Below are 26,147 nucleotides of genomic sequence, written 5' to 3' on the forward strand. Positions count from 1 at the left end.
ACGACGAGCACGACCTGGAAGCCGCCCCGCAGGGGCGCTTCCAGGGGCGCGGGGAACTGCGCGACCAGCCCCCCGGGCCCGCAGCCGCACACCGCGCACAAGCCCCCAGGACGTTACGCGCGTAGTCGACGAGCCCCGCTAACTCTTCTCGAACCGGAATCCGACGCCCCGGACAGTAGCGATGTACCGAGGGTTCGCCGCGTCGTCGCCCAGCTTCTTGCGCAGCCAGGAGATGTGCATGTCGAGCGTCTTGGTCGACGACCACCACGTCGTGTCCCAGACCTCGCGCATCAGCTGGTCGCGGGTCACGACCCGCCCCGCGTCGCGCACGAGCACCCGCAGCAGGTCGAACTCCTTCGCCGTGAGCTGGAGTTCCTCGTCGCCCATCCACGCGCGGTGCGACTCGACGTCGATGCGCACTCCGTGCGTGGCGGGCGGCTGCTGCGGCTCGGACGCGCCGCGCCGCAGCAGGGCCCGGACGCGGGCCAGCAGTTCGGCGAGCCGGAACGGCTTGGTGACGTAGTCGTCGGCGCCCGCGTCGAGGCCGACGACGGTGTCCACCTCGTCGGCGCGCGCGGTCAGGATGAGGATCGGGACGGTCAGCCCCTCGGCGCGCAGCCGTCGGGCCACTTCGAGGCCGTCCATGCCGGGCAGTCCCAGGTCGAGCACGACCAGGTCGATACCACCCTGGATGCCGGCGTCGAGCGCGGTCGGTCCGTCCTCGCGCACCTCGACCTCGTAACCTTCCCGGCGCAGTGCGCGGGCCAGCGGCTCCGAGATGGACGCGTCGTCCTCAGCGAGCAGTACACGGGTCATGACCTGATGGTAGACCGCCCTGGACGCGGCCCGGGGTGTGACCAGGCATTCTTGCTTCTTACCTTCGGACGCCGGGACGAGGGCGCTCGGGGCGTCACGGCCCGCGCTCACCACCCACCACCGGCCGAACCTGCGCCCCTACGGGGGCAACTCCTCTCTTACCTTGGAAAGGGCGACCGACGTCCACCGACCGCCTGTGATTCACATCTCAAGTCCGCGTATTTACGACTGTGAACCATTGCGCAGCGAAAGAAGCCTTTCGCGGCTCTCATGGATCTTGGGGCGTTTTCCGCCGAAGGTCTCTTTCACTCCTGGGCACGCAGGTACTCGATCTGCCGCTGGGCCAGTTCGGTCGTCCGGCGCATGTGCCGGACGAGCAGTGCCAGCTCCTCGTCCGTGTAGCCCTCGAAGGTCGCCCGCCAGCCCTCGCCGAGCGTGTCCCAGAACTCGCCGAGGCGTCGCATGGCCGCGGCCACCGGCACGACCAGCACCCGCCGCCGGTCCTCCGCGTCCCGCTGCCGGGTGACATAGCCGGCCTTCTCCAGGCGGTCGACGAGCCGGGTCGCCGAGCCGCTGGTGAGGCCGGTCAGCTCGGCGATCCTGCCGGTCGTGAAGGGGCCCGGCTCGATGCCGAGCAGGCTGAGGCACTGCACGTCCGTCGGGTGCATCCCCAGGTGGTCGGCGACCGCCTGGTTGAACAGCACGTACGAGGCCACATACCGGCGGGAGGCCAGCTCCAGGCCGGCCATCCGGTCGTCTCGGGGCACGGCCCCTCCTCAATCACTCGAATCACTCGTCGCCGAGCACTGGGTAAATATCTGCGCGGCGCAGACAATGCGTGTACGTTTACTGCATGACGCAGACAATTTATCAGCCCGTCATCGCTGTCACCGGCGCGACCGGCGCCCAGGGCGGCGCCACCGCCCGGGCCCTGCTCCGCCAGGGGTCCCGGATACGGGCGCTGACGCGCCGCCCGTCGTCCCCTGCCGCCGAGGAGCTGCGCCGGCTCGGCGCGGAGGTGGCGTACGCCGACTTCGACGACCGGGCCGGTCTGGACGCCGCGCTCGCCGGCGCCGACGCACTGTTCGCGATGTCCACGCGCTACGGCGACACCGGGGGCGACGTCGGGAACGACGCCGACACCGAGGTGCGGCAGGCGGTCGCGCTGCTCGACGCCGCCGCCGCGAGCGGAACCGTCCGGCACATCGTGTTCACCTCGGCCGCCAACGCGGACCGCGGCACCGGCATCCCCCACTTCGACACCAAGCACCGGGTCGAGCTCCATCTGCGGAAGCTGGGCATCCCCTGGACGGTGATCGCACCGGGCCTCTTCATGGACAACTACACCAGCGAGTGGACGCTGAGCGGTCTGCGCGAGGGCCGGTTCGCCCTGCCCCTGCCCGCCGGCCTGGCTCTGCCGTTCATTCCGGCCGCCGACATCGGCGCCTTCGCGGCTCTCGTCCTGCGCCACCCCGGAAAGTTCGCCGGGCGGCGTATCGACCTGGCCTCCGACCGTGTGACGTGTTCGGAGATCGCCGAGATCCTCTCCGGCGTCTGCGGCCGTCCGATCGAGTTCACGCCGGTTCCGCTCGCCCAGATCGAGGCGCACTCCGCCGATCTGGCCGCCATGTTCCGCTACTTCGGCGCCAGCGGCCTCCACGTCGACGTCGAGGGTCTGCGCCGGGACCACCCCGAGGTGGGGTGGCAGAGCTTCGCCGACTGGGCGGGAGCGCAGAGCTGGAATCTGACACCTGCGCCCTGAACCGGCGCGCGGGCAGCGCGAGTCGCCGTGTCCGGGTGGGCGCGGCGGTCCGAGATCGCGCCGGTCGTACGTCCGTCGGCGGGCGAGGAGTTCGGCCCACCCGACGACGGACGTACGACCATGGTGACTCTGTGTCGCTGAAGTACGTAGGGGAAATAGGCCCGCCGAACGTGGGCATCCGGCCCTGTCCACGCGGTTTCCGCCCTGTCGAGGCGGCATGCTCGTCATACCTGCCTGAACACGCACCGTAATCCGGCGACCGCGTGCGTCACAGCCCCGGCGCCGGAGCCTCCACCCGAGGAGTGATCCGCATGACGTCGACCTCCCTCCCCCGTCTCCCCCGCCGCCCCCGCGCCACCCCTCACCGCACCGCGCCCGCCCCCTCCTGGACCCCGTCCGGCGCCTGGGCGGCGCCCACCCCCGAGGTCCTGCGCTCGCTGGAGGCCGCCCTCGCACGGTGGTCGGTGTGAACACGGCAGCCACGTCCCCCACGCCTGCCCAGACGCCGGCCTGTGACGTGTGCGAGGCACTGACCGCACAGCGGGACGCGGCTCGGGAGGCCGGACGTACGAGCGAAGTCGGCGACTGCGAGCGGGAGTTGCGGGAGCACGACGGCCACGGACGGCGGAGTTCGTCATGACTCCGCGCCCATCGGTCCACGCCTCGCGGTCAGCGCCGCGAACGTAGGGCTCCGGGCCGACCGCCGCACGCCCCGCACGTGAACCGCGCGGGAGAACGCCGGACCCCGCCCGGCCGCACACTCCGGAGCGGGGTCCCGACCCGGGCGGTCAGCGCAGGCGCCGCCGCCCCGGCATGAACGTGAACACCGCCACGCCCGCCAGGATCACCGTGCCGGACACCAGACCCAGCGCCTTCAGGGCCCCGTTGTTCTCGGCGCCCGTGTTGGCGAGGCCGCCCGACGTACCGCCGGAACCGGACGTCGTGCCGCCCGACGTCGAGGAACCGCCCGACGCCCCGCTCGCCTGTTCCTCCGTGTCCAGCGTCAGGGAGACCATGGTCGTGGTCGGGGTGCAGGTGGTCGTCGTGCCAAGGGCGCTCACCGTCAACACGCCTGGTGCCAGGGTCGATTGACCGGTCGCGCCCGGCTTGTACGTGCCTGTCATGTCGGAGATCGTCATCGCGTCACCGGTCTTGATCGGCTCCGTGTTGGCCGGGCCCACGACATAGACCTTGCCCGTGTCGGAGCCGCCCAGGACGACGTCCATGGACGGGTTCACCGAGTTGGCCGGCAGGTCGGCCGGGCTGTTCATCACGGAGCCCTTGAACTGCACCGTGATGTCGTAACTCCCGCCGTTCTTCTTGGCGTTGATCTGGATGGGGGACGTCACGTCCTTGTCACCGATGGGCGTCACGCACCTGTACGGGACCTTGACGAGTTTGCCGGTGAAGTCCGTCTGGCCGTCGTCCGTCGGACTCGCCGTGCTGCTCGGCGACGCGCTCTCGTCGTCCGAATCGGTCGGGGTGGGGGTCGGGGACGTGGAGTCCGTGCCCGTCGGTGTCGGGGTCGGAGTGGTGGACGTCGACGGTGAACCGCCGTCGCCCGCCGTCACCTTGATCGTCGCCGAGGACTGCACCGGCTCGGTCGGCGTGCACTTCGTGTCCGTCCCGAACGCGTTGATCGTGTACGCGTCCGGCGTCAGCGTCACGTCGCCCGCCGTCGTCAGTTTCACCTTGCCCTTCATCGCGGACAGGACCATCGCCGCGCCCTTGGGGATCGCCGGGTTCTGGCGCGGGCCCACCATCGCGATGTCGGCCGTCTGCGCGCCCGCCGCCTTCAACACCCCGCTCGGCTGCACCGAGTTGGCCGGGAGGTCGATCAGGTCCGGGTTCTTGGACGCGGCCTGCGTGAACTGCCAGACCACGTCGACCTCGTCGCCCACCTTCGCCGTCGCGGGCGCGGTGATCTGCACCTTGGTCGTGCCGTTGACCGGCTCAAGACCGGAGGCCGCCGGCGGCACGCACTTGGTCGCGTACGACACCTCGGCGGCCTGGGCGGGCCCCGCCGCGGCCAGGCCCAGCAGAACACCTCCCGCTCCGCCGAGCAGCAACAGGGCCCCTGCCGCACTCACGCTCCGTCTCCGTTGCGTTCTCACGTGTTCCCCTTCGTCTTCGTCGTGTTGGTCGTCGCAGTGCCCGCGCCCATGTCGATGCCCGTGTCGATGCCCGCGCCCGTACCCACGTCCGCTCCCGCTCCGGCCCCCGCTGCCGCTCCCGGGTCGGTCTCGGGGGTGAACCACGGCAGGGTGGTGGAAGCGGTCACCGGCTCGGGTTCCTGCCGCCCCTTCCGCGCGCCCAACCGCGGCATCCGGAGGGTCGGTTCGGGTCTCCGCGGCGCCGTGCCACGACGCGCCGACGCCCGCCCGCCCGCTCCGCGTGGCCGTACCCGGTCCACCACCGCCATCCCGACGCGGAACAGCGCCGCCGGTACGACGACACCCGCCAGGACCCAGAACAGGGTCACGCCCCACGGCCGGCCGACGCCCCACGGCTGCTCGGCGAGCACCTTCCCGCCGTACTTCAGCGAGACCGTGTAGTCGCCGTGCGCCCCGCTCGCCAGGGACACCGGCAGTTCGACGCGCGCCTTCCCACCCGGCGGGATCGTGCCGCGCCACTGCTGCTCGTCCCACTGCGGGGCGAACACCCCGTGGGAGGTGCCGATGTGGAAGACCGGGTCCTTGACCGCCCCCGTGCCGAGGTTGCCGACGGTGACCGCCAGCGTCCGTGAGGGAGGCGCCCCGAACCAGGTCAGCAGCCCGCTCGAACCGTCGAGTCGCGGGTCGGTGAGGACCGCGAGCCGGCCCGTGCCGACCTGCGCGGGCAGCGGTTCGACGGGGTGCCCCGCCACCTGGAACGCCGCGTCGCCCGACGCCGGGGACGAGCCCGTCACCGTCACCACATGCACCACACACGGGCACGGCACGGGCGGTTCGACCACCGGCAGGCTCTTGCTGAAGCCGCCGTTCGCGTCGGTGGTGACGGCCCGTCCGTCCGCGTTGGCGCAGGAGTTGGTGCCGCCGATCACTCCCCGGCCGGGCGTGGACCGGCCGCAGATCAGCATCATCAGCAGTGTCTTCGGCTGCCAGCCCGTGCCTGTCACGACGAGCGAACCGCCGGTTCCCGCCTGGGACTCGGAGACCTTGACGGTCGGCCCGTCGGCGGCCGACGCGGTGGTCGTGGGTACCGAGAGCAGAGCGATCGCCAGTGCCGCGACCAGTGCAGGAATCCGCCGCATCACGTCATCGCCCCCGTCAGTTCGTCCGTCCTGGCCACCAACTCCTGGTGCGCGCAAACCTGTTCGTCCCGCCTACGGCGTGCGAGCCGTCGTACGGCCACAAGGACCGCGCCCGCCGTCAGCGCCCCCGCGACGCCCGCCACCCCGCCCCACGGCACGAACCGCACCGACGTGCCCGCCTCGCCGCGCACCGTCCCGTCCGCCGCGGTGACCGTCAGCCGGACCTCGACGGCGTCGAACCCGGGGCGCCCTGGCCAGGGTTCGGTGAGGGCCAGGCGCCGGCCCGGCGGAAGTCGTACCGGAAGGGTGCGCGGGGCCCGGTCGAGGAGGGGGCCGAGGACACCGTCCGCGCGGACGGCGAGGGTCGGGGTCAGGTCGGTGGTGCCGCGGTTGACCAGCTCGTACGCGATGCGGTCGCCGCGTACCGCCACGTGTTCGACGGTCAGCGCGGCCAACCGGGGTCCCCCGACCCGGAGTCGGACCCGTACCGTCGCGGTCCGGCCCGACGCCCGGGCGGTGATCGTCGCGGCGCGGTCACCGGGAGGCGTGCCCTCGGGGACGCGCACCGTGAAGGGCACGTCGGCACGTGTCCGGGCCGGGACCCGCACCTCCGGGGCGGCGAGGGTGATCCAGCCGCTGCCGGTCAGCCGTACGTCGAGGGTTCGCTTCGTCGGGTTGCGGACGGAGAGCGTGTCCTGGAGAACCGCCTTCGGGGCGCCCTCGGCGTAGAAGTACGGCCGGCCGGTGCCCAGAGGCGTGACGGACCAGCCCTCGTCGGCGACGGCCGCCGTCCCCGTGGACAGCAGCGCGACGAGGCCGAGCAGCCCGAGAAGGCGGTGGCGGCTGAGGCTGGGGCTAAGGACACGCATCGGTGGCTCCCGGGAGTCGTACGGGTCTCGTACGGTCCTCAGCGGCGGGCCGTCGGCTGCCGTCGTACCGCCCCCGCCTGGTTCCTGCGGGTCAGCCACAGCGTGCCCGCCGCGCCCGCGAGCAGCACGGTGCCGCCGAGCGTGCCCAGCGCCACGAAGGAGTCCTCGGGGCCGGTCTGCGGGAGGTCGCCGCCGGTACCACCGGTGCTGCTCGTGCCGCCTGTACTGCTCGTGCCGCCCGTGTCGCCGCCGCCGGAGGCCCCCGTGACGTCGAGCGTCAGGGACGGCTTGGGGTTGTTGGTGGGTGTGCACGTGGTGGTCGTGCCGGCGGCCTTGATCGTCAGGATGCCGGCCGTGAAGGTGACCTTGCCGTTCTTCGACGGCGTGTACGTGCCGCTCAGGTCATTGATCTTGATGGGGGTGTTGGCGGGGAGCGCCGCCTCGTTCGCGGGCCCGCTGACGTTCAGCGTGCCGCTGTCCGCGCCGCCGAGTCTGATCGTGGCGCTCGGGCTCATCGCGCCCTTGCCCAGCTCGACCGGGCTGGACGAGACACCCTTCTGCCAGGACATCGTCACCTTGTAGGCGGCGCCGCTCTGTACGGCCTTGATGTCGATGGACGAGAGGGCGCTCTTCACGCCGATCGGCGTGTCGCAGCGGTAGTTGACGTCCACGACCTCGGCCCGGGCGGCGGGAGCGGCCAGCAGTACCGCCGATCCGGCCAGGGCCGCGGCGGACGCGAGCGCGGCGCCGCGTTTCGGGTGCGTTCGGCGGCATGTCCGGTGGTACGACATCGTCGTCCCCCATTCCTGGCGGTCCTGGCGGCATTTCTGACGGCACATCAGATCGCGGATCGGCCGTCAAGGTACGCCGGGGGACCAACAGTTGGAAGACACAGCACACACCGGATCGGCGGTAATTCGGCCTGATCCCGGTGGTGCGCATCCCGCCGGAACGGCGGGAACTACGCCGGAGCGCCCAGCTCCGCCCAGACCCTCTTGCCCGCGACGCCGGGGATCCGCACGACTCCCCAGTCCAGGCACAGGCGCTGCACGATGAACATGCCGTGACCGCCGGGGCGCCCGGCACGGTGCGGGGTGCGCGGGGCGGGCTGGCCCGTGCCACGGTCCGAGACCTCGACGCGGATCACCTTGTTGTCGCAGGTGATCCACATCTCGTCCGGGCCCTCGGCGTGCAGACAGGCGTTGGTGACGAGTTCGGAGACCACCAGCAGCACGTCCTCGGCGGCGGCCCGTCGGTCGGCGGTCGCGGCGGGCAGCCAGCCCCACGCGTACAGCGCCTGCCGGGCGAAGTCACGGGCGAGCGGAACGACACCGCTCTGACCCGCGAAACTCAGGTTGCGGGTCTGACGACCCCCGGAAGCGCCACCGCGCTCGGAGGACTCGGAGGACTCCGAGGAGCCCGGCGAGTCGGGCCGGGTGGTGCTCATCAGCGCTTCACCTCACCGATTCACCAGTTGCGCGTACACGGTCGTCATTCAACACAGTTCCTTTACGCACGCCCTTGTGTGCATATTCAGGATGTCTCCTGCCCGGCGTAACCGACAGAACACCCCCCAAAAAGAGCGCGCTCAAGAACCGGCCCGGGCGGCCAGGAGAACCTGGCCGGAAAGGCTAGGAGGATTCGAGGGGCTCGGGCGACCCGGGCGGCCCATCGGCGAGGGCGTCGGCGAGCGTCTCGTGGACGGTGAAAACGGCGTCCGCGCCCGTGATCTCGAACACCCTCGCGACCACCGGCTGCATACCGGCGAGGTGCACCCCGCCGCCCGCGGCCTCCGCCTTCAGACGGGCGCCGAGCAGCACGTTGAGGCCTGTGGAGTCACAGAACTCCAGCCGTGTGCAGTCGACGACCAGCCGTGCGACGCCCTTGGCGAGGCAGTCCTCGAGTGGTTCACGCAACAGATCGGCGGTGTGGTGATCGAGCTCACCCGTCGGCGTCACAACGGCGCTGGGGCCGTCCTGCCGAACCTCCACCAGAAGCCGGCCAGACTGTGCGCTGCCGACCGTCTCGCGGTCCATGCCGTCCCTCTCTCCCGAGGCCTCTGCTGCTTACCGGCGCGTACTCGCGCCCAACTGACGTCCACGAACACTACGCCTTCCTCACACTCTCCGACACCTGAACTAAAGCCCAAATGCGGACATATGGTAAGGCAACGCACTTGCGGCGGGCTCGGGAAAGCGGGTAGGCCTAGTACTGAGCCGGTTCCCCCAGCGAGCCGGCTCGAGACACGCACCCGACACGGCCGGCATTGGAGGCGCCGCACACCGCACCACACGCCCCGGCTTCGGCAGCCTTATGCCGAGAACCATGGAGGACACCATGTCACCCCGGCTCGACGCATCGCATACCCACTGGGCGACGTCGACACCCCCTCCGGAAAACACGGACTCCCAGCAACTGGACCAGCACCTCCCCGGCCCGCGCGTTCCGGAGGCCCTGGACGGGCTCCCCGAGATCCCGCCGTTCGACGAGGTGGGGGCGGTCGACGCCCGGGCCCTGTCCAAGACCCTCTTCGCGCGACTGGAGTCCCTCGAAGAAGGCACGCACGACCACGCGTACGTCCGTAACACGCTCGTCGAGCTCAACCTCGCGCTGGTCAAGTTCGCCGCCTCCCGTTTCCGTTCGCGCAGCGAACCGATGGAGGACATCATCCAGGTCGGCACCATCGGCCTGATCAAGGCGATCGACCGCTTCGAACTGAGCCGCGGCGTCGAGTTCCCGACGTTCGCCCTGCCAACCATCGTGGGCGAGATCAAGCGCTTCTTCCGCGACACGTCGTGGTCCGTCCGCGTCCCGCGCCGGCTCCAGGAGCTCCGGCTGGACCTGGCACGGGCCGGCGACGAACTGGCCCAGCAGCTCGACCGCGCCCCCACCGTGGGTGAGCTGGCAGAACGGCTCGACCTCTCCAAGGACGAGGTCGTGGAAGGCATGGCGGCCTCGAACGCCTACACCGCCAGCTCTCTCGACGCGCAACCCGAGGAGGACGACTCCGAGGGCGCGCTCGCGGACCGCATCGGTTACGAGGACCACGGCATCGAGGGCATCGAGTACGTCGAGTCCCTGAAGCCGCTGATCGCCGGACTCCCGCCCCGGGACCGGCAGATCCTCTCGCTGCGGTTCGTCGCCAACATGACCCAGTCGGAGATCGGCGAGGAACTCGGCATCTCCCAGATGCACGTGTCGCGACTGCTGTCACGGACGTTGCAGCGACTGCGCAAGGGCCTGACCGTCGAGGAGTGACGGTCAGGGTTCGCCGTCGGGACGTCGAGAACCGGCGTCCGTTCGGGAGGGGTTTTCGGTTACCTACGGAAACCCCTCCTCTCTTTTCCCAAAGGCCCCCTGCGTCACCGAGCGCGCCCTCAGACTGGCCGGTACGTCAGCACGGGGCCGGAGTCGGGGGGCGAGGAGGCGGACGGATGTCCCAGGACACCGACGGCAGCGGGGAGTACGGGGTGTACGTCGGCGCGTCCGACGCACACCTCACGGAGTTGCTGCGCACCAACTCCCCCACCGCATACCCCGCGTTGCAGGAACTCCGTGGCCGGCACCGGGCGTCCGTCCTCGCCTACGCCCGTCTGTGCACGGTGAGCGACTCCACGGCACGGCAGTTGGCGGACCAGTCGTTCACGGCGGCGGCCCGGGACACGGCACGCGGCACCGAGCCGAGCGTCCCGTGGCGCCACCAACTCCTGCTGCTGACCGCCGATCTGGCGGCCACCTGGGCCACCGACGAACGCGCGGCGGGCCTCGACGCGAGCCTGCTCCTCGTCCTGAGCACCGGCGGCGGCAGCTGGCCGCCGCCGCCCGTGCTGGGCCCGTTCCAGTCGCTGCCGTCCCGCACGCAGGGCCTCATCTGGTACGGCATCGTGGAGCGCGAGTCCGAGGACCGGACCGCCGCGCTTCTCGGCCTGACCCCCGAAGACGTGACCCACGAGACGCAGACGGCGCTCCAGACCCTGGCCCAGGCCTGTCTGCGGTCCAGGCTGGCCGCCTCCGACGACCCGCGCTGCCAGGACTTCCGCCGGCTGATCGAGGAGTCGGTCCGCCCCGTCAACCCCCGCCACAGCACGGACCTGAACTCCCACATGGTCATCTGCCCGCACTGCTCGGGGGCCTACGAGGAACTCTCCGCCCTGCGGGACCACCCGCGCACGGCGCTGGGAGAGGGCCTGCTGCCGTGGTGCGGTCCGGCGTACGCGAGGGACGCGCCGACGGTGACCCGTGCCAACGCCCGTACGCCCGAGCCCAGTTGGCCCTGGTCGCCGGCCCGGCGGTCCCGTCGGCGGTTCGTGCTGGCCTCGGCTGTGCTGGGTGTGACGCTGGTCCCGCTGCTTATCGCGCTGCTCTGGTCGGGCGACAGCTCGCCGAACCAGCGGGGAGTGTCGGGAACGCCCCCGCTCACCTCGGTACCGAGCGGCCCAGGGGCGGCGGCCCCCACGGCGTCGGCCTCCACCGGGCTCCCTTCCCCGCCGCCGACCTCACGCCCCCGGACCACTCCGACACCGACCGCCGAGCCGACGCGCACACCCGGTCCCACACCGACTCCCTCGCGCACGTCCGTGTTCCGGGCGCCCGGAGCCTCGTACGCCCAGGTGGTGAACCTCGCCTCGGGGCGCTGTCTGGACATCCGGGACGGTGTGCCGGAGAAGGGGACGGATGTCGTCACGACACCCTGTTCCGCGTCGGCCCGGACCCAACGCTGGCGTGTGGACGCCGACTTGGGGTTGTTGCGCTCGGCCGCCGACACCGATCTGTGCCTGGACAGCCGAGGTGACGTGAACAAGGGCGTCGGCATCTGGGAGTGCGCGTCGGTGGACAGTGACGACAATGGCGACAACCTGCGCTTCACCGTGGACGACGACGGTGTGATCCGCCCGGCCATCGCCATCGCGACGGCGCTCAGTCCGGACGTCGACGGCGGCCTGACCCTCGCCCCGCTGACCGGTGGGTCGGGGCAGCGCTGGCGCGCGGGCTCTAGCTGAAAAGGCCGTACTCGCCAACCTCCCTCGCGGGCCCGGCATTTCACTCCACCCGTGGGAGAAGGGAGTGAAACGCCGCCGGAGACCTGTCGGCAACCCCGTGCGCGACCGGTGACGACCCGAGGGTGAATCCCGTTCCCCACAACAGGAGTTCACCCATGCGCAAACGCATCGCACGCCTCTTGGCGGTCCTCGCCGCACTGGCCGCGCTGATCGCCGCTCCCGGTCTGCCGGCGGCGTTCGCCGCTCCCGCCGTGACGGCGGCACAGGCAGAGGCGCGAACCGAGGCACAGGCACAGGCCGCCGACAACTGGAACCCGCCCGCGAACCTCGTACAGCCCCTGAACGAGGTCTGGAACCACGTCGAGTCGACCTACGGGAACCTCTACGGCTTCCGCAACTACGGCTGGGACCAGGTCATGGCCAACCGGGGAAGCGTCAACTACTGCGTCCGCTGGGAGTCGGACGCACCTGTCAGCACCGCCCTGCGCGACCGGATCCACACGGCGCTGAAGAAGCAGTTCGGCAAGTGGATGGCGGCCATGGTCGACAACGGCACGGGGCACAACGCCTGGCCGTACACCAGTGTGCCGGTCAACATCGTCGGGTGGGCGGTGAAGAACCGCTCGACCCTCCAGTGGACCGACAACTCCGTCGACATCTACGCCGGGAACCTCGACGGCGGCGGCTCCCCGCAGTGCGCTCCCGACTGCGGCCGCTTCTTCCACCAGGACGGCAACTACTCACGCTGCCCGGGCGGCGCGTCCCGCCACTACGACCAGTCGCTGTGGCTGACGAAGGGCTTCCAGGGCGGCGCCGGGGGCGACTGGGGCCAGCGGGTCGGCCAGGAGTACTTCACCAGCACGCTCGACCAGGAGAACATCCACATCTACCTGCACGAGGTCGGCCACACCTTCGGGCTCGACGACTTCTACGACTGGACCCCGACCGGCCAGTGCTGCTTCCTCATGAAGGCGGGCAGCGCGACGCAGATCACCGAGTTCGACAAGTGGATGTTCCGTGACTTCTGGCGCCACATGAAGAACAGGTACGGCCTCTGACCGTCCGGTTCGGTCAGATCACGGGCACGCCCCGCCGCCACACCCCGCTGACCAGGGGAACTCCCGGCCGGTAGGCCAGGTGTACGTGGCTCGGGGCGTCCAGGAACGTCAGATCGGCGTACGCCCCGGGCGTGAGGCGGCCGATGTCGGTGCGGCGGAGGGCTTGTGCGCCCCCCGCCGTGGCCGACCAGACCGCCTCGTCCGGGGTCATGCCCATGTCCCGTACGGCGAGGGCCACGCAGAAGGGCACGGAGGAGGTGAAGGACGACCCCGGGTTGCAGTCCGTGGACAGCGCGACCGTGACGCCCGCGTCGAGGAGCCGGCGGGCGTCCGGCCACTGGGCACGGGTGGAGAACTCGGCGCCGGGCAGCAGGGTCGCGACCGTGTCGCCGCTCGCGAGGGCGTCCACGTCGGCGTCGGTGAGGTGGGTGCAGTGGTCGGCGCTGGCGGCATCGAGTTCGACGGCCAGCTGCACGCCCGGACCGTACGAGAGCTGGTTGGCGTGGACGCGCGGATGCAGCCCCTTCGCCTTCCCGGCGGTGAGGATCGCGCGCGCCTGGTCGCCGTCGAAGGCGCCCTTCTCGCAGAAGACGTCGACCCAACGGGCGTACGGGGCACAGGCGTCGAGCATCTCGCCGGTGACCAGGGCGACATAGGCGGCCGGGTCGTCGGCGTAGTCCGGGGACACGATGTGGGCGCCGAGGTAGGTGACCTCGTCGGTGTGGGCGGCGGCGATGCGCAGGGCGCGGGCCTCGTCCTCGACGGTCAGGCCGTACCCCGACTTGGTCTCGAAGGTCGTCGTGCCCTGGTGGAGGGCCTCGCGGAGGTAACGGGTGAGGTTGGCCTCCAGTTCCGCGTCCGTGGCGGCGCGGGTGGCGGCGACTGTGGTGCGGATGCCCCCGGCGGTGTAGCTCCGCCCCGACATACGGGCGTTGAACTCCTGGGTCCGGTCGCCCGCGAAGACGAGGTGGGAGTGGGAGTCGACGAAGCCCGGGAGGACGGCCCTGCCACCGGCGTCGACCCGATTGTCAGTGGCTGGTGCTTTGCTGGATTCACCGGTCCAGACGACGCGGTCGCCCTCTATGACGACGGCCGCGTCCAGGACCAGTCCAAGAGGAGAGCCGTCTCCCAGAGAGGGGTCGTTGGTGACCAGGCTGCCGATGTTCGTGATGACAGTCGTCGTGCCGGTGGTGGTGTCGGTCGTGCTGCCGATAGCGCTGTTCGTCCGGTTCGGGCTGCCCGGACTGCTCGGCGTGCTGGTGCTGTTCATGGCGTCCTCGTGGGTGGCGGGCCTGCGGGCGGGGGGACGTACCGGGGTGCGTACGGGTGTCAGCCGCGCAGGGCTTCGACAGCCGCCGCAAGCGCCCGCGGCACCTCGGGGACGAGGGTGTGCGCCCCGTCTCGCACGACGTGCCGGCCGCCCACGACCGTATGGCGCACATCCGCTGCCGACGCTGCGAATACCGCGGTCTCCGCTCCCAGACGAGGCAGCGGCCCCGCTGTTCTGACCGAGTCGAGCGCGATCGTCGTGAAGTCGGCGAGCGCACCCGCCTCAAGGGTGCCCGCGTCGTCCCAGCCGAGGGCCGCGTGACCGTCGGCGGAGGCCGCCCGGAGCAGGGCTGCCGCTGTCCAGTGGCCCCGGGTGCGGGTGCGCAGTCGCTCGTTGAGTTCCATGGCGCGCGCCTCTTCGAGCAGGTCGATGACGGCGTGGCTGTCGGAGCCCAGACTGAGGGGTGAGCCCGCGCGCTGGAGGGCGACGGCGGGGCCGATGCCGTCGGCGAGGTCGCGTTCGGTGGTGGGGCACATGCACGTACCGGTGCCGCTGTCGCCGAGGAGCGCGATGTCCTCGTCGGTGAGGTGGGTGTTGTGGACGCCGGTGGTGCGGGGGCCGAGGACCCCGTGGTCGGCGAGCAGGCGGGTGGGGGTGCGTCCGTGGGCGGCGAGGCAGGCGTCGTTCTCCGCCGTCTGCTCGGACAGGTGCACATGGAGCGGCGCGCGGCGTTCCTCGGCCCAGCGTGCCACGGTCGCCAACTCGCCGGCGGGCACGGCCCGTACGGAGTGGATGGCGGCACCGATCCGCGCGTGATCCCGGTCCTTGAGAACTGAACAGCGTTCCGCCCAGGCGTCGGCCGTGCCGTCGGAGAATCGGAGCTGGTGACGGTTCGGGGGCTGTCCGCTCTTCGTGTCGTGGATCCCGGAGGAGAGGTAGGCGGTGTCGAGGAGGGTGATGCGGATCCCGGCGTCGGAGGCCGCCGCGAGGAGCGCCTCGCCCATCGCGTTCGGGTCGGTGTACGGAGTGCCGCCGGGGGCGTGGTGGACGTAGTGGAACTCGCCCACGGCGGTGATGCCGGCGAGGGCCATCTCGGCGAACACGGCGCGGGCGAGGGCGTGGTAGCTCTCGGGGGTCAGCCGGTCGGCGAAGGAGTACATGATCTCGCGCCAGGTCCAGAAGGTGCCGGAGCCGACCTGGACGGTGCCGCGCAGGGCGCGGTGGAAGGCGTGACTGTGGGCGTTGGCGAGCCCGGGGAGGGTGAGCCCGCGGAGGATCTCGGCGCCGGGCGGCGGGGCGTCGACTCCGGTGCGGACGGCGGCGATCCGGCCGTCCCGCACGTCGAGGGCGACGCCCGGCTCGACGAAGGTGCCGAGCCAGGCGTGCTCCAGCCAGTAGGTGCGCTGCTGTTGAGCGTGCTGATGAGGGTGCGTCACGTGCGGGCCAGCCCTTCCAGTACGTCGGCGAGTGCGGTCACCCCGGCCACGCAGTCGTCCTCGGCGGCGTACTCCGCCGGGGAGTGCGAGACGCCCGTGGGGTTGCGCACGAACAGCATGGCGGTCGGGATGCTCCCGGAGAGAATCCCGGCGTCGTGTCCGGCACCGGTGCCCAGGACGGGGACGGTGAGTGCGGCGTCCTTCTCGTCCCGGCCCAGCAGCCGGGCGAGTTCGTCGCGCAGGGCGTGGTCGAACTCGACGACGGGGGTGAACGACTCCCGGACGACGTCGAGATCGACGCCGTGCGCCTCGGCGTACTCACGGGCCGCCTTCTCGACTCCGGAGACGACGGTGTCGAGGGCGTGCTGGTCGGCGGCGCGGGAGTCGAGCCAGCCGCGTACGAGGGAGGGGATGGCGTTGACCCCGTTGGGCTCGACGGCGATCTTCCCGAAGGTGGCGACGGCCCCGGCGAGCTGTGCCTCGCGCCGGGCGGCGAGGACGGTCTCGGCGTACGACAGCATGGGGTCGCGGCGGTCGACGAGGCGGGTCGTACCGGCGTGGTTGGCCTCACCGCGGAAGTCGAACCGCCACCGCCCGTGCGGCCAGATGGCACTGGCGATGCCCACCCGGTCGCCGCTCAGGTCGAGCGCCCGTCCCTGCTCGACGTGCAGCTCGACGAAGGCGCCGATCCGGGCGAGCCGCTCGGGGTCCGGCCCGATGGCGTCCGGGTCGTACCCGGCGGCCTCCATGGCGCGTGGCAGGGTGACACCGTCCCCGTCGGTCAGCAGCCGGGCCTGCTCGACGGTGACGGCACCGGCGGTGAGCCGCGACCCGACACAGGCGAGCCCGAACCGGGCGCCTTCCTCGTCCCCGAAGTTGACGATGGCCAGCGGCTTGCCGAACCGCACACCCCGGCCCCGCAGCTCGTCGAGGGCGGCGAAGGAGGAGACGACACCGAGGGGACCGTCGAAAGCCCCGCCATCGGGCACCGAGTCGAGATGCGACCCGGTGACAACGGCGTCCCCGGCGTCGGGATCCCCGAGCCAGGCCCACTGGTTCCCGTTCCGGTCGACCTCGTAGGACAGCCCCCTGCTCTCGGCCTGCTCCTTGAACCAGGCCCGGCATTCGAGGTCGATCCCGGTCCAGGCGAACCGGCGATAGCCACGGGAGTCGGGATGCCGCCCGATGGGCGCGAGGTCCCGCCACATCTCCAGAAAGGAGGAACCGGACGAACCACTCGAACGAATTTGCGAGGCGGGGAGAGTGGACGCGGCCGAACCCGCGGTCGGCGACGAACTGTCCGTCTCCGCCGCGGAGTCACCGCCCCCGCCGGAAAAACCCCTCACGCGTCGTCACCCTCGCGCATCGGCACCCGCACGCCCCGCTCGTCCGCGACCGACTCCGCGATGTCGTACCCGGCGTCCACGTGCCGGATCACTCCCATCCCGGGGTCGTTGGTCAGCACCCGGCGGATCTTCTCGCCCGCCAGCTTCGTGCCGTCGGCCACCGACACCTGTCCGGCGTGGATCGACCGTCCCATGCCGACACCGCCTCCGTGGTGGATGGAGACCCAGGAAGCCCCGGACGCCACGTTGACCATGGCGTTGAGCAGCGGCCAGTCGGCGATCGCGTCGGAGCCGTCGAGCATGGCCTCCGTCTCCCGGTACGGGGAGGCGACGGACCCGCTGTCCAGGTGGTCGCGGCCGATCACCAGCGGCGCGGCCAGTTCCCCGCTCGCCACCATGTCGTTGAAGCGCTCGCCCGCCTTGTCCCGCTCGCCGTAGCCGAGCCAGCAGATCCGGGCCGGCAGTCCCTGGAAGTGGACGCGCTCGCCGGCCATCTTGATCCAGCGGTGCAGCGACTCGTTCTCCGGGAACAGCTCCAGCATCGCTTTGTCGGTCTTCGCGATGTCGGACGCCTCGCCCGACAGGGCCGCCCAGCGGAAGGGGCCCTTGCCCTCGCAGAAGAGCGGGCGGATGTAGGCGGGCACGAAGCCGGGGAAGGCGAACGCCCGCTCGTATCCGGCGAGTTGGGCCTCGCCCCGGATCGAGTTGCCGTAGTCGAAGACCTCGGCACCGGCGTCCATGAAGCCGACCATCGCCTCCACGTGCCGTGCCATCGACTCGCGCGCCCGGGTCGTGAAGCCGGCCGGGTCCTTCGCCGCGTAGGAGGCCAGGTCGTCGAAGTCGACGCCGACCGGCAGGTAGGACAGCGGGTCGTGGGCCGACGTCTGGTCGGTGACGATGTCGATGGGGGCACTCTCGGCGAGCATGCGCGGGAGCAGCTCGGCCGCGTTGCCCAGGAGGCCGATGGAGAGCGGGCGGCGGGCGTCACGGGCCTCCACCGCGAGCTGGAGGGCGTGCTCCAGGGAGTCGGCCCTCACGTCGAGGTACCGGTGCTCGATACGACGCTCGATGGCACGCGGGTCGACGTCGATACAGATCGCGACGCCGTCGTTCATGGTCACGGCGAGCGGCTGGGCGCCGCCCATCCCGCCGAGGCCGGCCGTCAGCGTGATCGTGCCCGCGAGGGTGCCGCCGAACTTCTTGGCGGCGACGGCGGCGAAGGTCTCGTAGGTGCCCTGGAGGATGCCCTGGGTGCCGATGTAGATCCAGGAACCGGCCGTCATCTGCCCGTACATGGTCAGGCCGAGCTGCTCCAGACGGCGGAACTCCTCCCAGTTGGCCCAGTCGCCGACCAGGTTGGAGTTGGCGATCAGGACACGCGGGGCCCACTCGTGGGTCTGCATGACACCGACCGGGCGGCCCGACTGGACGAGCATCGTCTCGTCCTGCTTGAGGGTGCGCAGGGTGCGGACCATCGCGTCGAAGGAGCGCCAGTCACGGGCGGCCTTGCCGGTGCCGCCGTAGACGACGAGCTTGTCGGGGTGCTCCGCGACCTCGGGGTCCAGGTTGTTCTGCAGCATCCGCAGGGCGGCCTCCTGCTGCCATCCCAGGGCACTCAGTTCCGTACCGCGCGGGGCTCGTACGGGGCGGGGTCCTGACATGGTCTGCCTCCCAGCGGACTGATAGCGACTATTGCAGTGGATATTCACATCTTCGCCGTCTGAATAGAACTAGTCAATACGTTCTTGCGCCAGCACGCGCGCGCCGCGGATGTTTGGCTTGCCCCATCGATACGGACATCGACGCATTTCGACACGGACACGTCACGGACAACGACACCACGGGGGCTGTCATGGAGCACAACAGGTCGGATCGGATCAACCGGCGGGACGAAGCCGTACGCGCCGCCGTGGAGCAGGGGCTGCTCCACACCCACGCGCCCATCGTCGGCCTGCTCGACGTCAACGGCATCCGCGAGTCGGCCGCCGAGCTGCGCGCCGCCTTCGACGCGGTCCTGGCGCCCGGCACGCCCGTACTGCACGCCTTCGCGGTGAAGGCGACCCCGCTGGTGCCCGTACTGCGGCTGCTGCGCGAGGAGGGGATCGGGGCCGAGGTGGCGAGCCCGGGGGAGCTGGCGCTGGTGCGGGCGGCGGGGGTGCCGCCGCAGCTGACAGTGCTGGACTCTCCGGCCAAGACGCCCGCCGAACTGCGCGAGGCGCTGGCGCTCGGCATCGCCGTGAACGCCGACAACCCGCAGGAGCTGGACCGGCTCGACGCGCTGATGCGCTCGGCCACCAGCCGGTCCCCGGTCGGGATCAGGGTGAACCCGCAGATCGGCGGAGGGTCGATCGGGGCCACGTCCACGGCCACGGCGACCTCGAAGTTCGGGGTGGCACTGCAGGACGAGGGGGCGCGCGAGTGGGTGGTGGGGGCGTACGCCGAGCGCCCGTGGCTGACCAGGCTGCACGCGCACACCGGGTCCCAGGGCATCCCGCTGTCGCTGATGGTGCGGGGCGTGGCGGAGACGTACGCGCTCGCCGAGGAGATCAACCGTCGGGTCGGGCGGCGGCAGATCGACACGATCGACATCGGCGGCGGGCTGCCGGTCAACTTCGCGTCGGACGCGACGAGTCCGACGTTCGCGCAGTACGCGCGGCTGCTGGGCGACGCGGTACCGGGGCTGTTCGCGGGGCGGTACGGGCTGGTGACCGAGTTCGGGCGGTCGCTGCTGGCCAAGCACGGCACGGTGGTGGCCCGGGTCGAGTACGCGAAGAGCGCCGGCGGACGCCCGGTCGCGGTCACGCACGCGGGCGTACAGGTCGCGACCCGGACGGTGTACGCGCCGGGGTCGTGGCCGCTCAGGATCGCCGCGTACGACGGGAAGGGACGCCCCAAGTCCGGGGCGGACGTGGTGCAGGACGTGGCCGGTCCCGCCTGCTTCTCCGGCGACCTGCTCGCCGAGGGCCGGGCGCTGCCGCTGCTCGAACAGGGCGACTACGCGGCGGCGCTGGACACGGGCGCGTACTACTTCGCCCATCACTACGCGTACAACTCCCTCGCGCGGCCGGGGATCTACGGGTTCGCGCCGGTCGGCGGCGGTGACGGCAGGGACGGGAACGTCGCCTTCGCGGTCGTGCGGGAGCCGCAGACCGTCGCCGAGATCGTGGCCGAATCCGGCGGGGCGCACGCATCCGCGCTCACCACCCTCGCCCCTCCCACCTCCCCCTCGGCGCGCCCTTGACGGACTCCGGGGAACATGCAGGTCAACTGCCCTGAAAACAGGCTCAGCCGACCCACCTTAGTCATCCAGCGCATGTTCCACTGGAAAATGCCAGATCTCTCACTCCTCGCGCACACGTTGCGTAGCGTCTGCGTCACTCAGCCGAACACCGGGCGGGCCGAACATCCGTCGGCCGAACGCCAGGTGGAGCGGCCGAGTACCGGCCGGACAGACGCGAGCGGGACAGGCGGGAGGGGCTCAGGGTGCCCGGAATCGACGAGTGCTTACTGGAAGCCATGCGGCTGCCCGGTGCCCGGGGCGCCGCGCTGGTCGACTGGACCAGCGGGCTGGCACTGGGCACCGTCGGGGAGTCCCCGGGCGGTGACCCGGAGACGATGGCGGCCGAGGCCGCCGAGCTGGCCCGGCTGGCCGCCGAGCACCGCGCGTTCGCCCCGGAGGAGGAGGACGACGAGGCCGCCGACGCCGACGAGTTCGGCGGGGGCCGGCCGCGGCAGGATCCTCCGGTCGAGGACCTGATCATCAGCAACCGCGACAGCTATCACGTCCTGCGGTTCGTCACGACGAGCTTCGACAGCAGTGTGTTCCTGCATCTGTGGCTGGCCCGCGCGGACGGCAATCTCGCGCTGGCCCGCATCCGGCTCGGCGAGATGGCCGGACGGCTGGTGCTGGGATGACGACACTGCGCACGAACCTGACGACCCCGCCACCACGCCTGCCGGTGCGGGACAGGACGGCGGCCCGGCAGCGGGCGTGGGGCGGGGTCTCGCCGATGCTCGCCCGGCTCGCCACCGAGCGGGCCACCGGTGTCCTGGTCCGCGAGCGCGGCTCGCTCTACCTCGCCGACGGCCAGGTCGTGCACGCGGAGAGCCCGGCCGTACCCGGCCTCGACGTGCTGCTCACGGCGGGCGGCACGCTGGACGCGGACGGCTGGCGGGACGCGGTCGGCGCGGCCGGCGAAACGCACCGGGTCGGGCGGTTCCTGGTGGAGAGCGGCCGGATCGGCGCGGGCGCCCTGGAGGTGTGCCACCTGGGGGCGCTGTACGACGCGGCGTACTTCGCCCTCTCGCCCAGCGGCACGCCGGGACACTTCCGGTACGGGGACACGCACTGGCTCGGCCCCGTGAGACCGGTGCCGGTGGCGGCGGTCGAGCACGAGACGCTGCGCAGGCGCGCCCTGCTGCACCGCATCTGGCCCGACCCGGCCCCCGACAGCGCCCCCCTGCTCCTCTCCGGCAGCCCGGCCGCGCCGACGGTCACCGCCCGCCAGCACGCCGTACTGGCCCTGGTCAACGGCGTCCGTACGGCGGCGGACATCGCCCTGGCGCTGGCCCGGCCGACGTTCCACGCCCTCGTGGACATACGGCGGCTGGCAGCGGCGGGCGTCATAGCCCCGGAGGCCACCCCGGCCCCGATACCCGCCGACCCCGCACTCGCCCCGCCGCCACTGTCCGAGTCCTCCGCTCCCCCGGCTCCCCCCGGGACACTGCCGCCGTCGTTCGCCGACCCCAACATCACGCTGCTGAAGAGGCTCAGGGATGCGCTGGAGGCCCTTTGAACGGCAGCGCCCGCGTGCCGAGAGGAGACAGCTCATGGCAGCCGAGGCCGAGGTCATGGACGAACTGCGCCGGTTGCGGGCCCGCGTACCCCAGCTCACCGGCGCGCTCGCGGCCAGCGTCGACGGTCTCGTCCTGGTGCAGGACACCCCCGGCGTCGAACCGGAGACGGTCGCGGCGCTCACCGCCACCGCGCTCAGCGTCGCCGTGCGGATGGCGGACGCGACCGGCCAGGGCGACTTCCGCGAGCTGCTGGTGCGCGGGGTGTACGGCTATGTGGCGACGTACGCGGCGGGCCGGACCGCCGTCCTGACACTGCTCGCCCAGGACCGCGTCAACGTCGGCCGGCTGCACCTGGAGGGCCGCCGGGCCGGCCTGCGCATCGGGGAACTGGTCGACGCGGCGGCCGAGACCCGGTCACCGCCGACCGTGGCCGAACCGGCCACCGGGCCCATCGATCCCGCAGCGCCCCCCATGCCCACCGCCGCACCCGCACCCATGCCCACCCGAACCAGAACCCCGCGCGCGCCACGCACACCGACAACCACGCCCAACGCGCGCACCACCACCACGGAAAACTGAACCGGAAGCAGGAGAGGACCACCGTCATGGCCACCACAGAAACCGCGTTGAAAGAGGCACTGACCTCCATCGAGGGCGCCACCGGAGTCGCACTCGTCGACTACACCAGCGGCATGGCCCTGGGCACCATGGGCGGCAGCAAGACGTTCGACCTGAACGTCGCCGCCGCCGGCAACACCGACGTCGTACGCGCCAAGATGCGCACGATGGAGCATCTGGGCCTGAAGGGCGAGATCGAGGACATCCTGATCACGCTCTCCAGCCAGTACCACCTGATCCGCATGATGAAGGGGCGCGGCGGCAACGGCCTCTTCCTCTACCTGGTGCTCGACATCAACCGCTCCAACCTGGCGATGGCCCGCCACCAGCTGAAGCGGATCGAGGCGGAGATCGAGGTCTGAGACGCTCCCCGCGCAGACCCTCCCCGCGCCCGAAGCGACGAAGAGGCTAGACCAGTACGTCGCCGCGGCGGCGCGCCCCGCCCGGGGTGGCGTCGCCGGCGGCGATTCCCGTGGCGCGGTAGGCCTTGACCGGCTTGCCCGCCGGAGCTCCGGAGCGCGGGCCGAGCCAGTCGACCCGCACCCAGAGCAGTACGTCGTCGGCGCGCTCGCGGCGGCCCAGCCAGGCGGCCTTCAGCCGCAGTCCGGTACCGGCTCCGGCGAGCAGCAGCCCGCCCGCCGCGGGCACCACGAGGGAGCTGCCCAGTGCGGCGGCGAAGGCGAGCAGCAGCCACCAGCGGTGGCCCCGGCGCCAGTTGCGTACCGTCACCGCGCGGTCCTGGAGCACATCGTGCCTCCCGGCCCGGGCGGGACCGGCGGCGAGCGCGGTGTAGCGCCCGCGCCTCAGGTACGCCACGACCCCGGCCGTGATGATGAACAGCGCGGCCCCCGCCATCACCCCGATCCGGCGGCCGGTGATCCCCGGCACCAGTACGCCGATGCCCGCCGCGAACACTCCGAACCACCACATGGGCGCCGCTCCGGCCCGTACGACCACAGCCACCCGCGCCAGCCCCTGACCTCCGCGCGCCACGTCCGCCTCCCGGTTCCTCCAGCTCGCACAGCCCTGCCGGAGCGGGAGAGTAGCGAGCGAACGTGAGACGAGTCTGAGAGCCGGGGACGAGGGCGCGAAGGACGGGACGGACGCGAAGAACCCCGAAGAAGCCGCGAAGAACCCACGACGAACCCGCGCGGGCCTACTCGACGAACAGCCCCCGGGCCGCCGCCCTCGCGTCGAACTCCTCCAGGCGGGCCTGGGCGTCCGGCAGGTCGTCGCACATGGCCTCCAGCAGCACCCGGCCGAGCAGCATCGGCGCGCAGGCGGTGTCGAAGGCGAGGCCGGTGCCGACGGCGGCCGGCAGCAGCAGGTCGGAGACCTTCGCGACCGGCGCGAACGCCGAGTCGGCGACGGTGACGACGGTCAGCCCCGCCCCCTTGGCGTAGGCGAGGGTGTCGACGACCTCGCGGGGATGCCGGGGCAGCGCGAAGCACAGCAGGGTCGTGGCGCCCGCCCGTACGGCGGCGTCGATACGGTCCTGGATCATCGTGCCGCCCTCGTGGAGCAGCCGTACGTCCGGGTGGACCTTGGCGGCGAAGTAGGCGAAGCCGTACGCCTGGGAGGCGGCGGCGCGCAGCCCGAGGACGGGCAGGGGGCGGGACGCGGCGAGCAGCCGCCCCGCCCGGTGCAGGGGGCGGGGGTCGGCGAGCAACTCGGCCAGATGCCTCAGGTTCTCGATCTCGGCCTCGACGGCCTGCTGGTACTCGTTGTACGAGCCCGGATCGGCGCTCTGTTCGGTGGGGGCGACCTCGCGCAGGTGCTTGCGCAGCGCCGGGTAGCCGTCGAAGCCGAGGGCGACGGCGAAGCGGGTGACGGACGGCTGGCTGACACCGGCCAGCTCGGCCAGCTCGACGCTGGAGAGGAACGGCACCTCGGAGGCGCGGCGCACCATGCTGTGCGCGATGCGCCGCTGCGTCGGGGTGAGCCGATGCCCTTCGAACAGTGCCTGGAGCCGGGCGGCGGGACTGTCGGGAAGGTGTCCGCCCGCACCCACCTCTCCTGCGGCGCCCTCCGTCCCCAGCGTCCCCGCCCTCCCTTCTGTCCTCTCCTCCGCCTTCTCCGCGCCCGTACCGGCGCCCCTGTTGTCGTCGTTGTCGTCCGCGCTCGGCGTGCTCATTCCCCGCTCCCCCTCCAGATCTCCGTGAACCGGTCCAGCAGTGCCGACGCCGCTGTCACGTCGTCCGTGAGCGGCCGGTCGGTCGAGTCGGCGTCGAGGACCGACTCGGCCAGCTCCAGCGCCCGTCCGACCGGCAGTTCCGGGTCAGGACGCAGGTCGCGCTGGCGCAGCGCCCGTACGGCGGCGACCAGTTCGCAGCCCACGACGAGACGGTACGCGTCGCACGCGCGCAGTGTCTGGCGGGCGGCGAGCGAGGCGAAGCTGGCCTGTTCCTCGACGCCCCGGGAGAGTACAGCGTGCCCGAGCGAGGCGGGCGCGGAGAAGGCCCGCAGGTCACCGAGGGCCGCGCCGGCGGCGTACTCCAGGATCATCACCCCGGAGGCGGCGGGCTCGTGATCGGCGAGGAAGGGGCGCAGGCGGGTGAAGGCGGGCTCGTTGAGGGTGGACAGGCGTGAGGTGGACAGCCGTGCCACCTGGGTGATGGCGAGTCTGAAGTGGTCGAGGGCAAGGGCGAGTTGGGCCTGGTAGAAGCCGCCGTGGTGGTAGGCGGTGAGGTCCTCGGGGGAGATGAGCGGGTTCTCGGCGGCGGCGTTGATCTCGATCGCGAGCACTCCCTCCAGCGCGTCCGCCGCGTCGTGCGCGGGCCCGTGGATCTGCGGCAGGCACCGGAAGCCGTACGGGTCCTGGATGCGCCCGAGGGGAGGGGTTGGCCGGTCCGCGGAACCGATCAGCTCCCGCATCCGGCGGGCGACCTCGACCGACCCCCGGTGCGGACGGGCGGCGTGTACGGGCGCCGCGTACGCCTCGTGCGAACCGTCGACGGCGAGCAGCGAGAGCGCGGCGACGACCTGGGTGGCGGCGATGAGCCCGCGCAGTTCGTGCAGGGCGAGCGCGGCCTGTCCGAGGGTGAGCGCGTTGCTGCTGATCAGGGCGAGGGCGTCGTTGTTGTCGAGGGCCTGGGGCTCGGGGGCGCCGGCCGCGCTCCACCCCCGGGAGGCCGATCCGCCCGCTCCCGTCCCAGCTCCCGCTGCCGCCCCCGTTCCCGTTCCGGTTCCCGCTGCCGCCCCCTTTTCCGCTCCCGCTCCCCCTCCCGTGTCCGACCCGATCCACTCGTGCTCCCCCGCCAGGGCGAGCCCCACCTGGGCCAGCGCCGCGATGTCCCCGGTGCCCACCGACCCGAACTCGTTGACCACGGGGTACGCGCCGTTCTCCAGCGCCTCGCACAGGGCGGTGACGACCCCGGGCCGCAGTCCGGCACCCCCCGCCAGCAGCTGGTTGGCGCGGACGGCGAGCATCGCCCGCACCTGCCGGGCCGGCAGTTCCGCGCCGATGGCACCGGCGTGACTGCGCAGCAGACGCAGGCCGTGGTCGGCGGCGGCCTCGGTGGGGACGTCCTCGTTGCGGTTGGCGCCGACGCCGGTGGAGCGGCCGTAGACGCGGCCGGTCGCGGCGATCCGGCGGGCCACGTCCCAGACCTGCTCGACGCGTTTCATCGCGTCCGTGCCGGGGACCGGCCGCGCGGCCCCGTCGGCGAGGCGTACGACGTCGTCGACGCCGAGGCCGACGCCGTCCAGAACAACGATGCCGGTGGAGAGCGGCGGTGACACCGAGAGCGCCGTATCCACGATCCGAGACGACATAAGGCGAAGACTCCCCTCAAACGGGACGTAAGCCGGACGCTCGATCTTGCTTGCCGGACGTCCGTTACCTCGGATTAACACCAGGGCATTGACAATCTATTCAGACACAGAGAACTCTGCATGACGATATACAAGCCCGGCAAGGGAC

General features: G+C 71.7%; 26 protein-coding genes. 11 read left to right on the forward strand and 15 right to left on the reverse strand.

The annotated features are described in order from the left end of the window. Positions 1-138 precede the first annotated feature (138 nt). Entirely contained in the window at positions 139-816 is a 678-nt protein-coding gene (locus PV734_RS28220) for a response regulator transcription factor (RefSeq protein WP_006383781.1), read from the reverse strand. A gap of 305 nt (positions 817-1,121) precedes the next feature. Further along, positions 1,122-1,565 carry a MarR family winged helix-turn-helix transcriptional regulator gene (locus PV734_RS28225; RefSeq protein WP_319292693.1) on the reverse strand — a complete coding sequence of 148 codons (444 nt, stop codon included), beginning with the start codon at positions 1,563-1,565 and terminating at the stop codon, positions 1,122-1,124. 104 nt (positions 1,566-1,669) lie between these two features. Here PV734_RS28225 and PV734_RS28230 point away from each other — a divergent pair, with 104 nt between their 5' ends. The 3 genes from PV734_RS28230 (at position 1,670) to PV734_RS28240 (ending at position 3,218) form a co-directional block, all read left to right on the forward strand. Then, entirely contained in the window at positions 1,670-2,578 is a 909-nt protein-coding gene (locus PV734_RS28230) for an NmrA/HSCARG family protein (protein ID WP_319096812.1), read from the forward strand. Positions 2,579-2,889: 311 nt separating this feature from the next. Continuing rightward, positions 2,890-3,048: a hypothetical protein gene (locus tag PV734_RS28235; RefSeq protein WP_319096811.1), complete on the forward strand. Its 159-nt coding sequence runs from the start codon at positions 2,890-2,892 to the stop codon at positions 3,046-3,048. Next, a complete protein-coding gene (locus PV734_RS28240) occupies positions 3,045-3,218 on the forward strand; it encodes a hypothetical protein (protein ID WP_319096809.1) in 174 nt (57 codons plus the stop codon). The genes PV734_RS28235 and PV734_RS28240 overlap by 4 nt, the downstream gene beginning before the upstream one ends. Positions 3,219-3,366: 148 nt before the next feature. On the opposite strand, the gene PV734_RS28245 is transcribed toward PV734_RS28240, so the two are convergent. The 6 genes from PV734_RS28245 to PV734_RS28270 form a co-directional block, all read right to left on the reverse strand. Continuing rightward, positions 3,367-4,668: a hypothetical protein gene (locus PV734_RS28245; protein WP_319292569.1), complete on the reverse strand. Its 1,302-nt coding sequence runs from the start codon at positions 4,666-4,668 to the stop codon at positions 3,367-3,369. Positions 4,669-4,688: 20 nt separating this feature from the next. Beyond that, positions 4,689-5,831, reverse strand: a complete 1,143-nt coding sequence (locus PV734_RS28250; RefSeq protein ID WP_319292570.1) for a hypothetical protein — start codon at positions 5,829-5,831, stop codon at positions 4,689-4,691. Continuing rightward, entirely contained in the window at positions 5,831-6,700 is an 870-nt protein-coding gene (locus tag PV734_RS28255) for a hypothetical protein (RefSeq protein ID WP_319292571.1), read from the reverse strand. Before PV734_RS28255 ends, PV734_RS28250 begins: the two co-directional genes overlap by 1 nt. A 38-nt stretch (positions 6,701-6,738) precedes the next feature. Further along, positions 6,739-7,491, reverse strand: a complete 753-nt coding sequence (locus PV734_RS28260) for an LPXTG cell wall anchor domain-containing protein (protein WP_319096805.1) — start codon at positions 7,489-7,491, stop codon at positions 6,739-6,741. Positions 7,492-7,661: 170 nt separating this feature from the next. Further along, positions 7,662-8,147 (reverse strand): ATP-binding protein, encoded by a 486-nt coding sequence (locus PV734_RS28265; RefSeq protein WP_319096804.1) that lies wholly within the window; start codon positions 8,145-8,147, stop codon positions 7,662-7,664. A 184-nt stretch (positions 8,148-8,331) separates the two neighbouring features. After that, positions 8,332-8,736 carry an STAS domain-containing protein gene (locus tag PV734_RS28270; protein ID WP_319292572.1) on the reverse strand — a complete coding sequence of 135 codons (405 nt, stop codon included), beginning with the start codon at positions 8,734-8,736 and terminating at the stop codon, positions 8,332-8,334. Between the two features lie 289 nt (positions 8,737-9,025). Between PV734_RS28270 and PV734_RS28275 the strand changes: the two genes are divergently transcribed. The 3 genes from PV734_RS28275 to PV734_RS28285 all read left to right on the forward strand — a co-directional run bounded on the left by PV734_RS28275 (position 9,026) and on the right by PV734_RS28285 (position 12,758). Next, positions 9,026-9,958 (forward strand): RNA polymerase sigma factor SigF, encoded by a 933-nt coding sequence (locus tag PV734_RS28275; protein ID WP_319096801.1) that lies wholly within the window; start codon positions 9,026-9,028, stop codon positions 9,956-9,958. A gap of 176 nt (positions 9,959-10,134) precedes the next feature. After that, positions 10,135-11,700, forward strand: coding sequence for an RICIN domain-containing protein (locus tag PV734_RS28280; RefSeq protein WP_319292573.1), 1,566 nt, complete (start codon positions 10,135-10,137; stop codon positions 11,698-11,700). A 155-nt stretch (positions 11,701-11,855) separates the two neighbouring features. Next, positions 11,856-12,758, forward strand: coding sequence for a hypothetical protein (locus PV734_RS28285; protein WP_319096799.1), 903 nt, complete (start codon positions 11,856-11,858; stop codon positions 12,756-12,758). Between the two features lie 13 nt (positions 12,759-12,771). Here PV734_RS28285 and hutI read toward each other — a convergent pair whose 3' ends face one another. The 4 genes from hutI to hutU all read right to left on the reverse strand — a co-directional run bounded on the left by hutI (position 12,772) and on the right by hutU (position 18,471). Then, positions 12,772-14,028 (reverse strand): imidazolonepropionase, encoded by a 1,257-nt coding sequence (gene hutI / locus PV734_RS28290; RefSeq protein ID WP_319096798.1) that lies wholly within the window; start codon positions 14,026-14,028, stop codon positions 12,772-12,774. A 59-nt stretch (positions 14,029-14,087) separates the two neighbouring features. After that, positions 14,088-15,464 (reverse strand): formimidoylglutamate deiminase, encoded by a 1,377-nt coding sequence (locus PV734_RS28295; protein WP_319292574.1) that lies wholly within the window; start codon positions 15,462-15,464, stop codon positions 14,088-14,090. Continuing rightward, complete coding sequence (locus PV734_RS28300) at positions 15,461-16,672, reverse strand: allantoate amidohydrolase (RefSeq protein WP_319096884.1); 1,212 nt, start codon at positions 16,670-16,672, stop codon at positions 15,461-15,463. The genes PV734_RS28295 and PV734_RS28300 overlap by 4 nt, the downstream gene beginning before the upstream one ends. A gap of 134 nt (positions 16,673-16,806) precedes the next feature. Beyond that, positions 16,807-18,471, reverse strand: a complete 1,665-nt coding sequence (hutU, locus tag PV734_RS28305; protein ID WP_319096796.1) for a urocanate hydratase — start codon at positions 18,469-18,471, stop codon at positions 16,807-16,809. A 191-nt stretch (positions 18,472-18,662) separates the two neighbouring features. Here hutU and PV734_RS28310 point away from each other — a divergent pair, with 191 nt between their 5' ends. The 5 genes from PV734_RS28310 to PV734_RS28330 all read left to right on the forward strand — a co-directional run bounded on the left by PV734_RS28310 (position 18,663) and on the right by PV734_RS28330 (position 22,587). Beyond that, positions 18,663-20,051, forward strand: coding sequence for a diaminopimelate decarboxylase (locus PV734_RS28310; protein ID WP_319096795.1), 1,389 nt, complete (start codon positions 18,663-18,665; stop codon positions 20,049-20,051). 242 nt (positions 20,052-20,293) lie between these two features. Next, positions 20,294-20,725, forward strand: a complete 432-nt coding sequence (locus tag PV734_RS28315; protein ID WP_319096794.1) for a hypothetical protein — start codon at positions 20,294-20,296, stop codon at positions 20,723-20,725. Next, complete coding sequence (locus PV734_RS28320; protein ID WP_319292575.1) at positions 20,722-21,606, forward strand: transcriptional regulator; 885 nt, start codon at positions 20,722-20,724, stop codon at positions 21,604-21,606. Before PV734_RS28315 ends, PV734_RS28320 begins: the two co-directional genes overlap by 4 nt. A 34-nt stretch (positions 21,607-21,640) precedes the next feature. Then, positions 21,641-22,186: a roadblock/LC7 domain-containing protein gene (locus tag PV734_RS28325; protein WP_319096792.1), complete on the forward strand. Its 546-nt coding sequence runs from the start codon at positions 21,641-21,643 to the stop codon at positions 22,184-22,186. A 26-nt stretch (positions 22,187-22,212) separates the two neighbouring features. Next, positions 22,213-22,587: a hypothetical protein gene (locus PV734_RS28330; protein WP_164318636.1), complete on the forward strand. Its 375-nt coding sequence runs from the start codon at positions 22,213-22,215 to the stop codon at positions 22,585-22,587. 46 nt (positions 22,588-22,633) lie between these two features. Here the strand turns inward: PV734_RS28330 and PV734_RS28335 are convergent, their stop codons facing one another. The 3 genes from PV734_RS28335 to PV734_RS28345 form a co-directional block, all read right to left on the reverse strand. Then, positions 22,634-23,218: a hypothetical protein gene (locus PV734_RS28335; protein WP_319292577.1), complete on the reverse strand. Its 585-nt coding sequence runs from the start codon at positions 23,216-23,218 to the stop codon at positions 22,634-22,636. A 163-nt stretch (positions 23,219-23,381) separates the two neighbouring features. Further along, a complete protein-coding gene (locus PV734_RS28340) occupies positions 23,382-24,359 on the reverse strand; it encodes a MurR/RpiR family transcriptional regulator (RefSeq protein ID WP_319096790.1) in 978 nt (325 codons plus the stop codon). Further along, entirely contained in the window at positions 24,356-25,999 is a 1,644-nt protein-coding gene (locus PV734_RS28345) for an aromatic amino acid ammonia-lyase (RefSeq protein ID WP_319096789.1), read from the reverse strand. Before PV734_RS28345 ends, PV734_RS28340 begins: the two co-directional genes overlap by 4 nt. Between the last annotated feature and the right edge of the window lie 148 nt (positions 26,000-26,147).

This window comes from Streptomyces sp. AK08-02 (assembly GCF_033795085.1).
In the GTDB taxonomy this organism is placed as follows: Bacteria; Actinomycetota; Actinomycetes; order Streptomycetales; family Streptomycetaceae; genus Streptomyces; species Streptomyces echiniscabiei.

Bases quoted from the DNA above. Each gene is read 5' to 3' on its own strand.
- PV734_RS28220 (WP_006383781.1), bottom strand. From the start codon at position 816: ATGACCCGTGTACTGCTCGCTGAGGACGACGCGTCCATCTCGGAGCCG.
- PV734_RS28225 (WP_319292693.1), bottom strand. From the start codon at position 1,565: ATGGCCGGCCTGGAGCTGGCCTCCCGCCGGTATGTGGCCTCGTACGTG.
- PV734_RS28230 (WP_319096812.1), top strand. From the start codon at position 1,670: ATGACGCAGACAATTTATCAGCCCGTCATCGCTGTCACCGGCGCGACC.
- PV734_RS28235 (WP_319096811.1), top strand. From the start codon at position 2,890: ATGACGTCGACCTCCCTCCCCCGTCTCCCCCGCCGCCCCCGCGCCACC.
- PV734_RS28250 (WP_319292570.1), bottom strand. From the start codon at position 5,831: ATGCGGCGGATTCCTGCACTGGTCGCGGCACTGGCGATCGCTCTGCTC.
- PV734_RS28255 (WP_319292571.1), bottom strand. From the start codon at position 6,700: ATGCGTGTCCTTAGCCCCAGCCTCAGCCGCCACCGCCTTCTCGGGCTG.
- PV734_RS28260 (WP_319096805.1), bottom strand. From the start codon at position 7,491: ATGTCGTACCACCGGACATGCCGCCGAACGCACCCGAAACGCGGCGCC.
- PV734_RS28265 (WP_319096804.1), bottom strand. From the start codon at position 8,147: ATGAGCACCACCCGGCCCGACTCGCCGGGCTCCTCGGAGTCCTCCGAG.
- PV734_RS28270 (WP_319292572.1), bottom strand. From the start codon at position 8,736: ATGGACCGCGAGACGGTCGGCAGCGCACAGTCTGGCCGGCTTCTGGTG.
- PV734_RS28275 (WP_319096801.1), top strand. From the start codon at position 9,026: ATGGAGGACACCATGTCACCCCGGCTCGACGCATCGCATACCCACTGG.
- PV734_RS28280 (WP_319292573.1), top strand. From the start codon at position 10,135: ATGTCCCAGGACACCGACGGCAGCGGGGAGTACGGGGTGTACGTCGGC.
- PV734_RS28285 (WP_319096799.1), top strand. From the start codon at position 11,856: ATGCGCAAACGCATCGCACGCCTCTTGGCGGTCCTCGCCGCACTGGCC.
- hutI (WP_319096798.1), bottom strand. From the start codon at position 14,028: ATGAACAGCACCAGCACGCCGAGCAGTCCGGGCAGCCCGAACCGGACG.
- PV734_RS28300 (WP_319096884.1), bottom strand. From the start codon at position 16,672: ATGTGGCGGGACCTCGCGCCCATCGGGCGGCATCCCGACTCCCGTGGC.
- hutU (WP_319096796.1), bottom strand. From the start codon at position 18,471: ATGTCAGGACCCCGCCCCGTACGAGCCCCGCGCGGTACGGAACTGAGT.
- PV734_RS28310 (WP_319096795.1), top strand. From the start codon at position 18,663: ATGGAGCACAACAGGTCGGATCGGATCAACCGGCGGGACGAAGCCGTA.
- PV734_RS28320 (WP_319292575.1), top strand. From the start codon at position 20,722: ATGACGACACTGCGCACGAACCTGACGACCCCGCCACCACGCCTGCCG.
- PV734_RS28325 (WP_319096792.1), top strand. From the start codon at position 21,641: ATGGCAGCCGAGGCCGAGGTCATGGACGAACTGCGCCGGTTGCGGGCC.
- PV734_RS28330 (WP_164318636.1), top strand. From the start codon at position 22,213: ATGGCCACCACAGAAACCGCGTTGAAAGAGGCACTGACCTCCATCGAG.
- PV734_RS28340 (WP_319096790.1), bottom strand. From the start codon at position 24,359: ATGAGCACGCCGAGCGCGGACGACAACGACGACAACAGGGGCGCCGGT.
- PV734_RS28345 (WP_319096789.1), bottom strand. From the start codon at position 25,999: ATGTCGTCTCGGATCGTGGATACGGCGCTCTCGGTGTCACCGCCGCTC.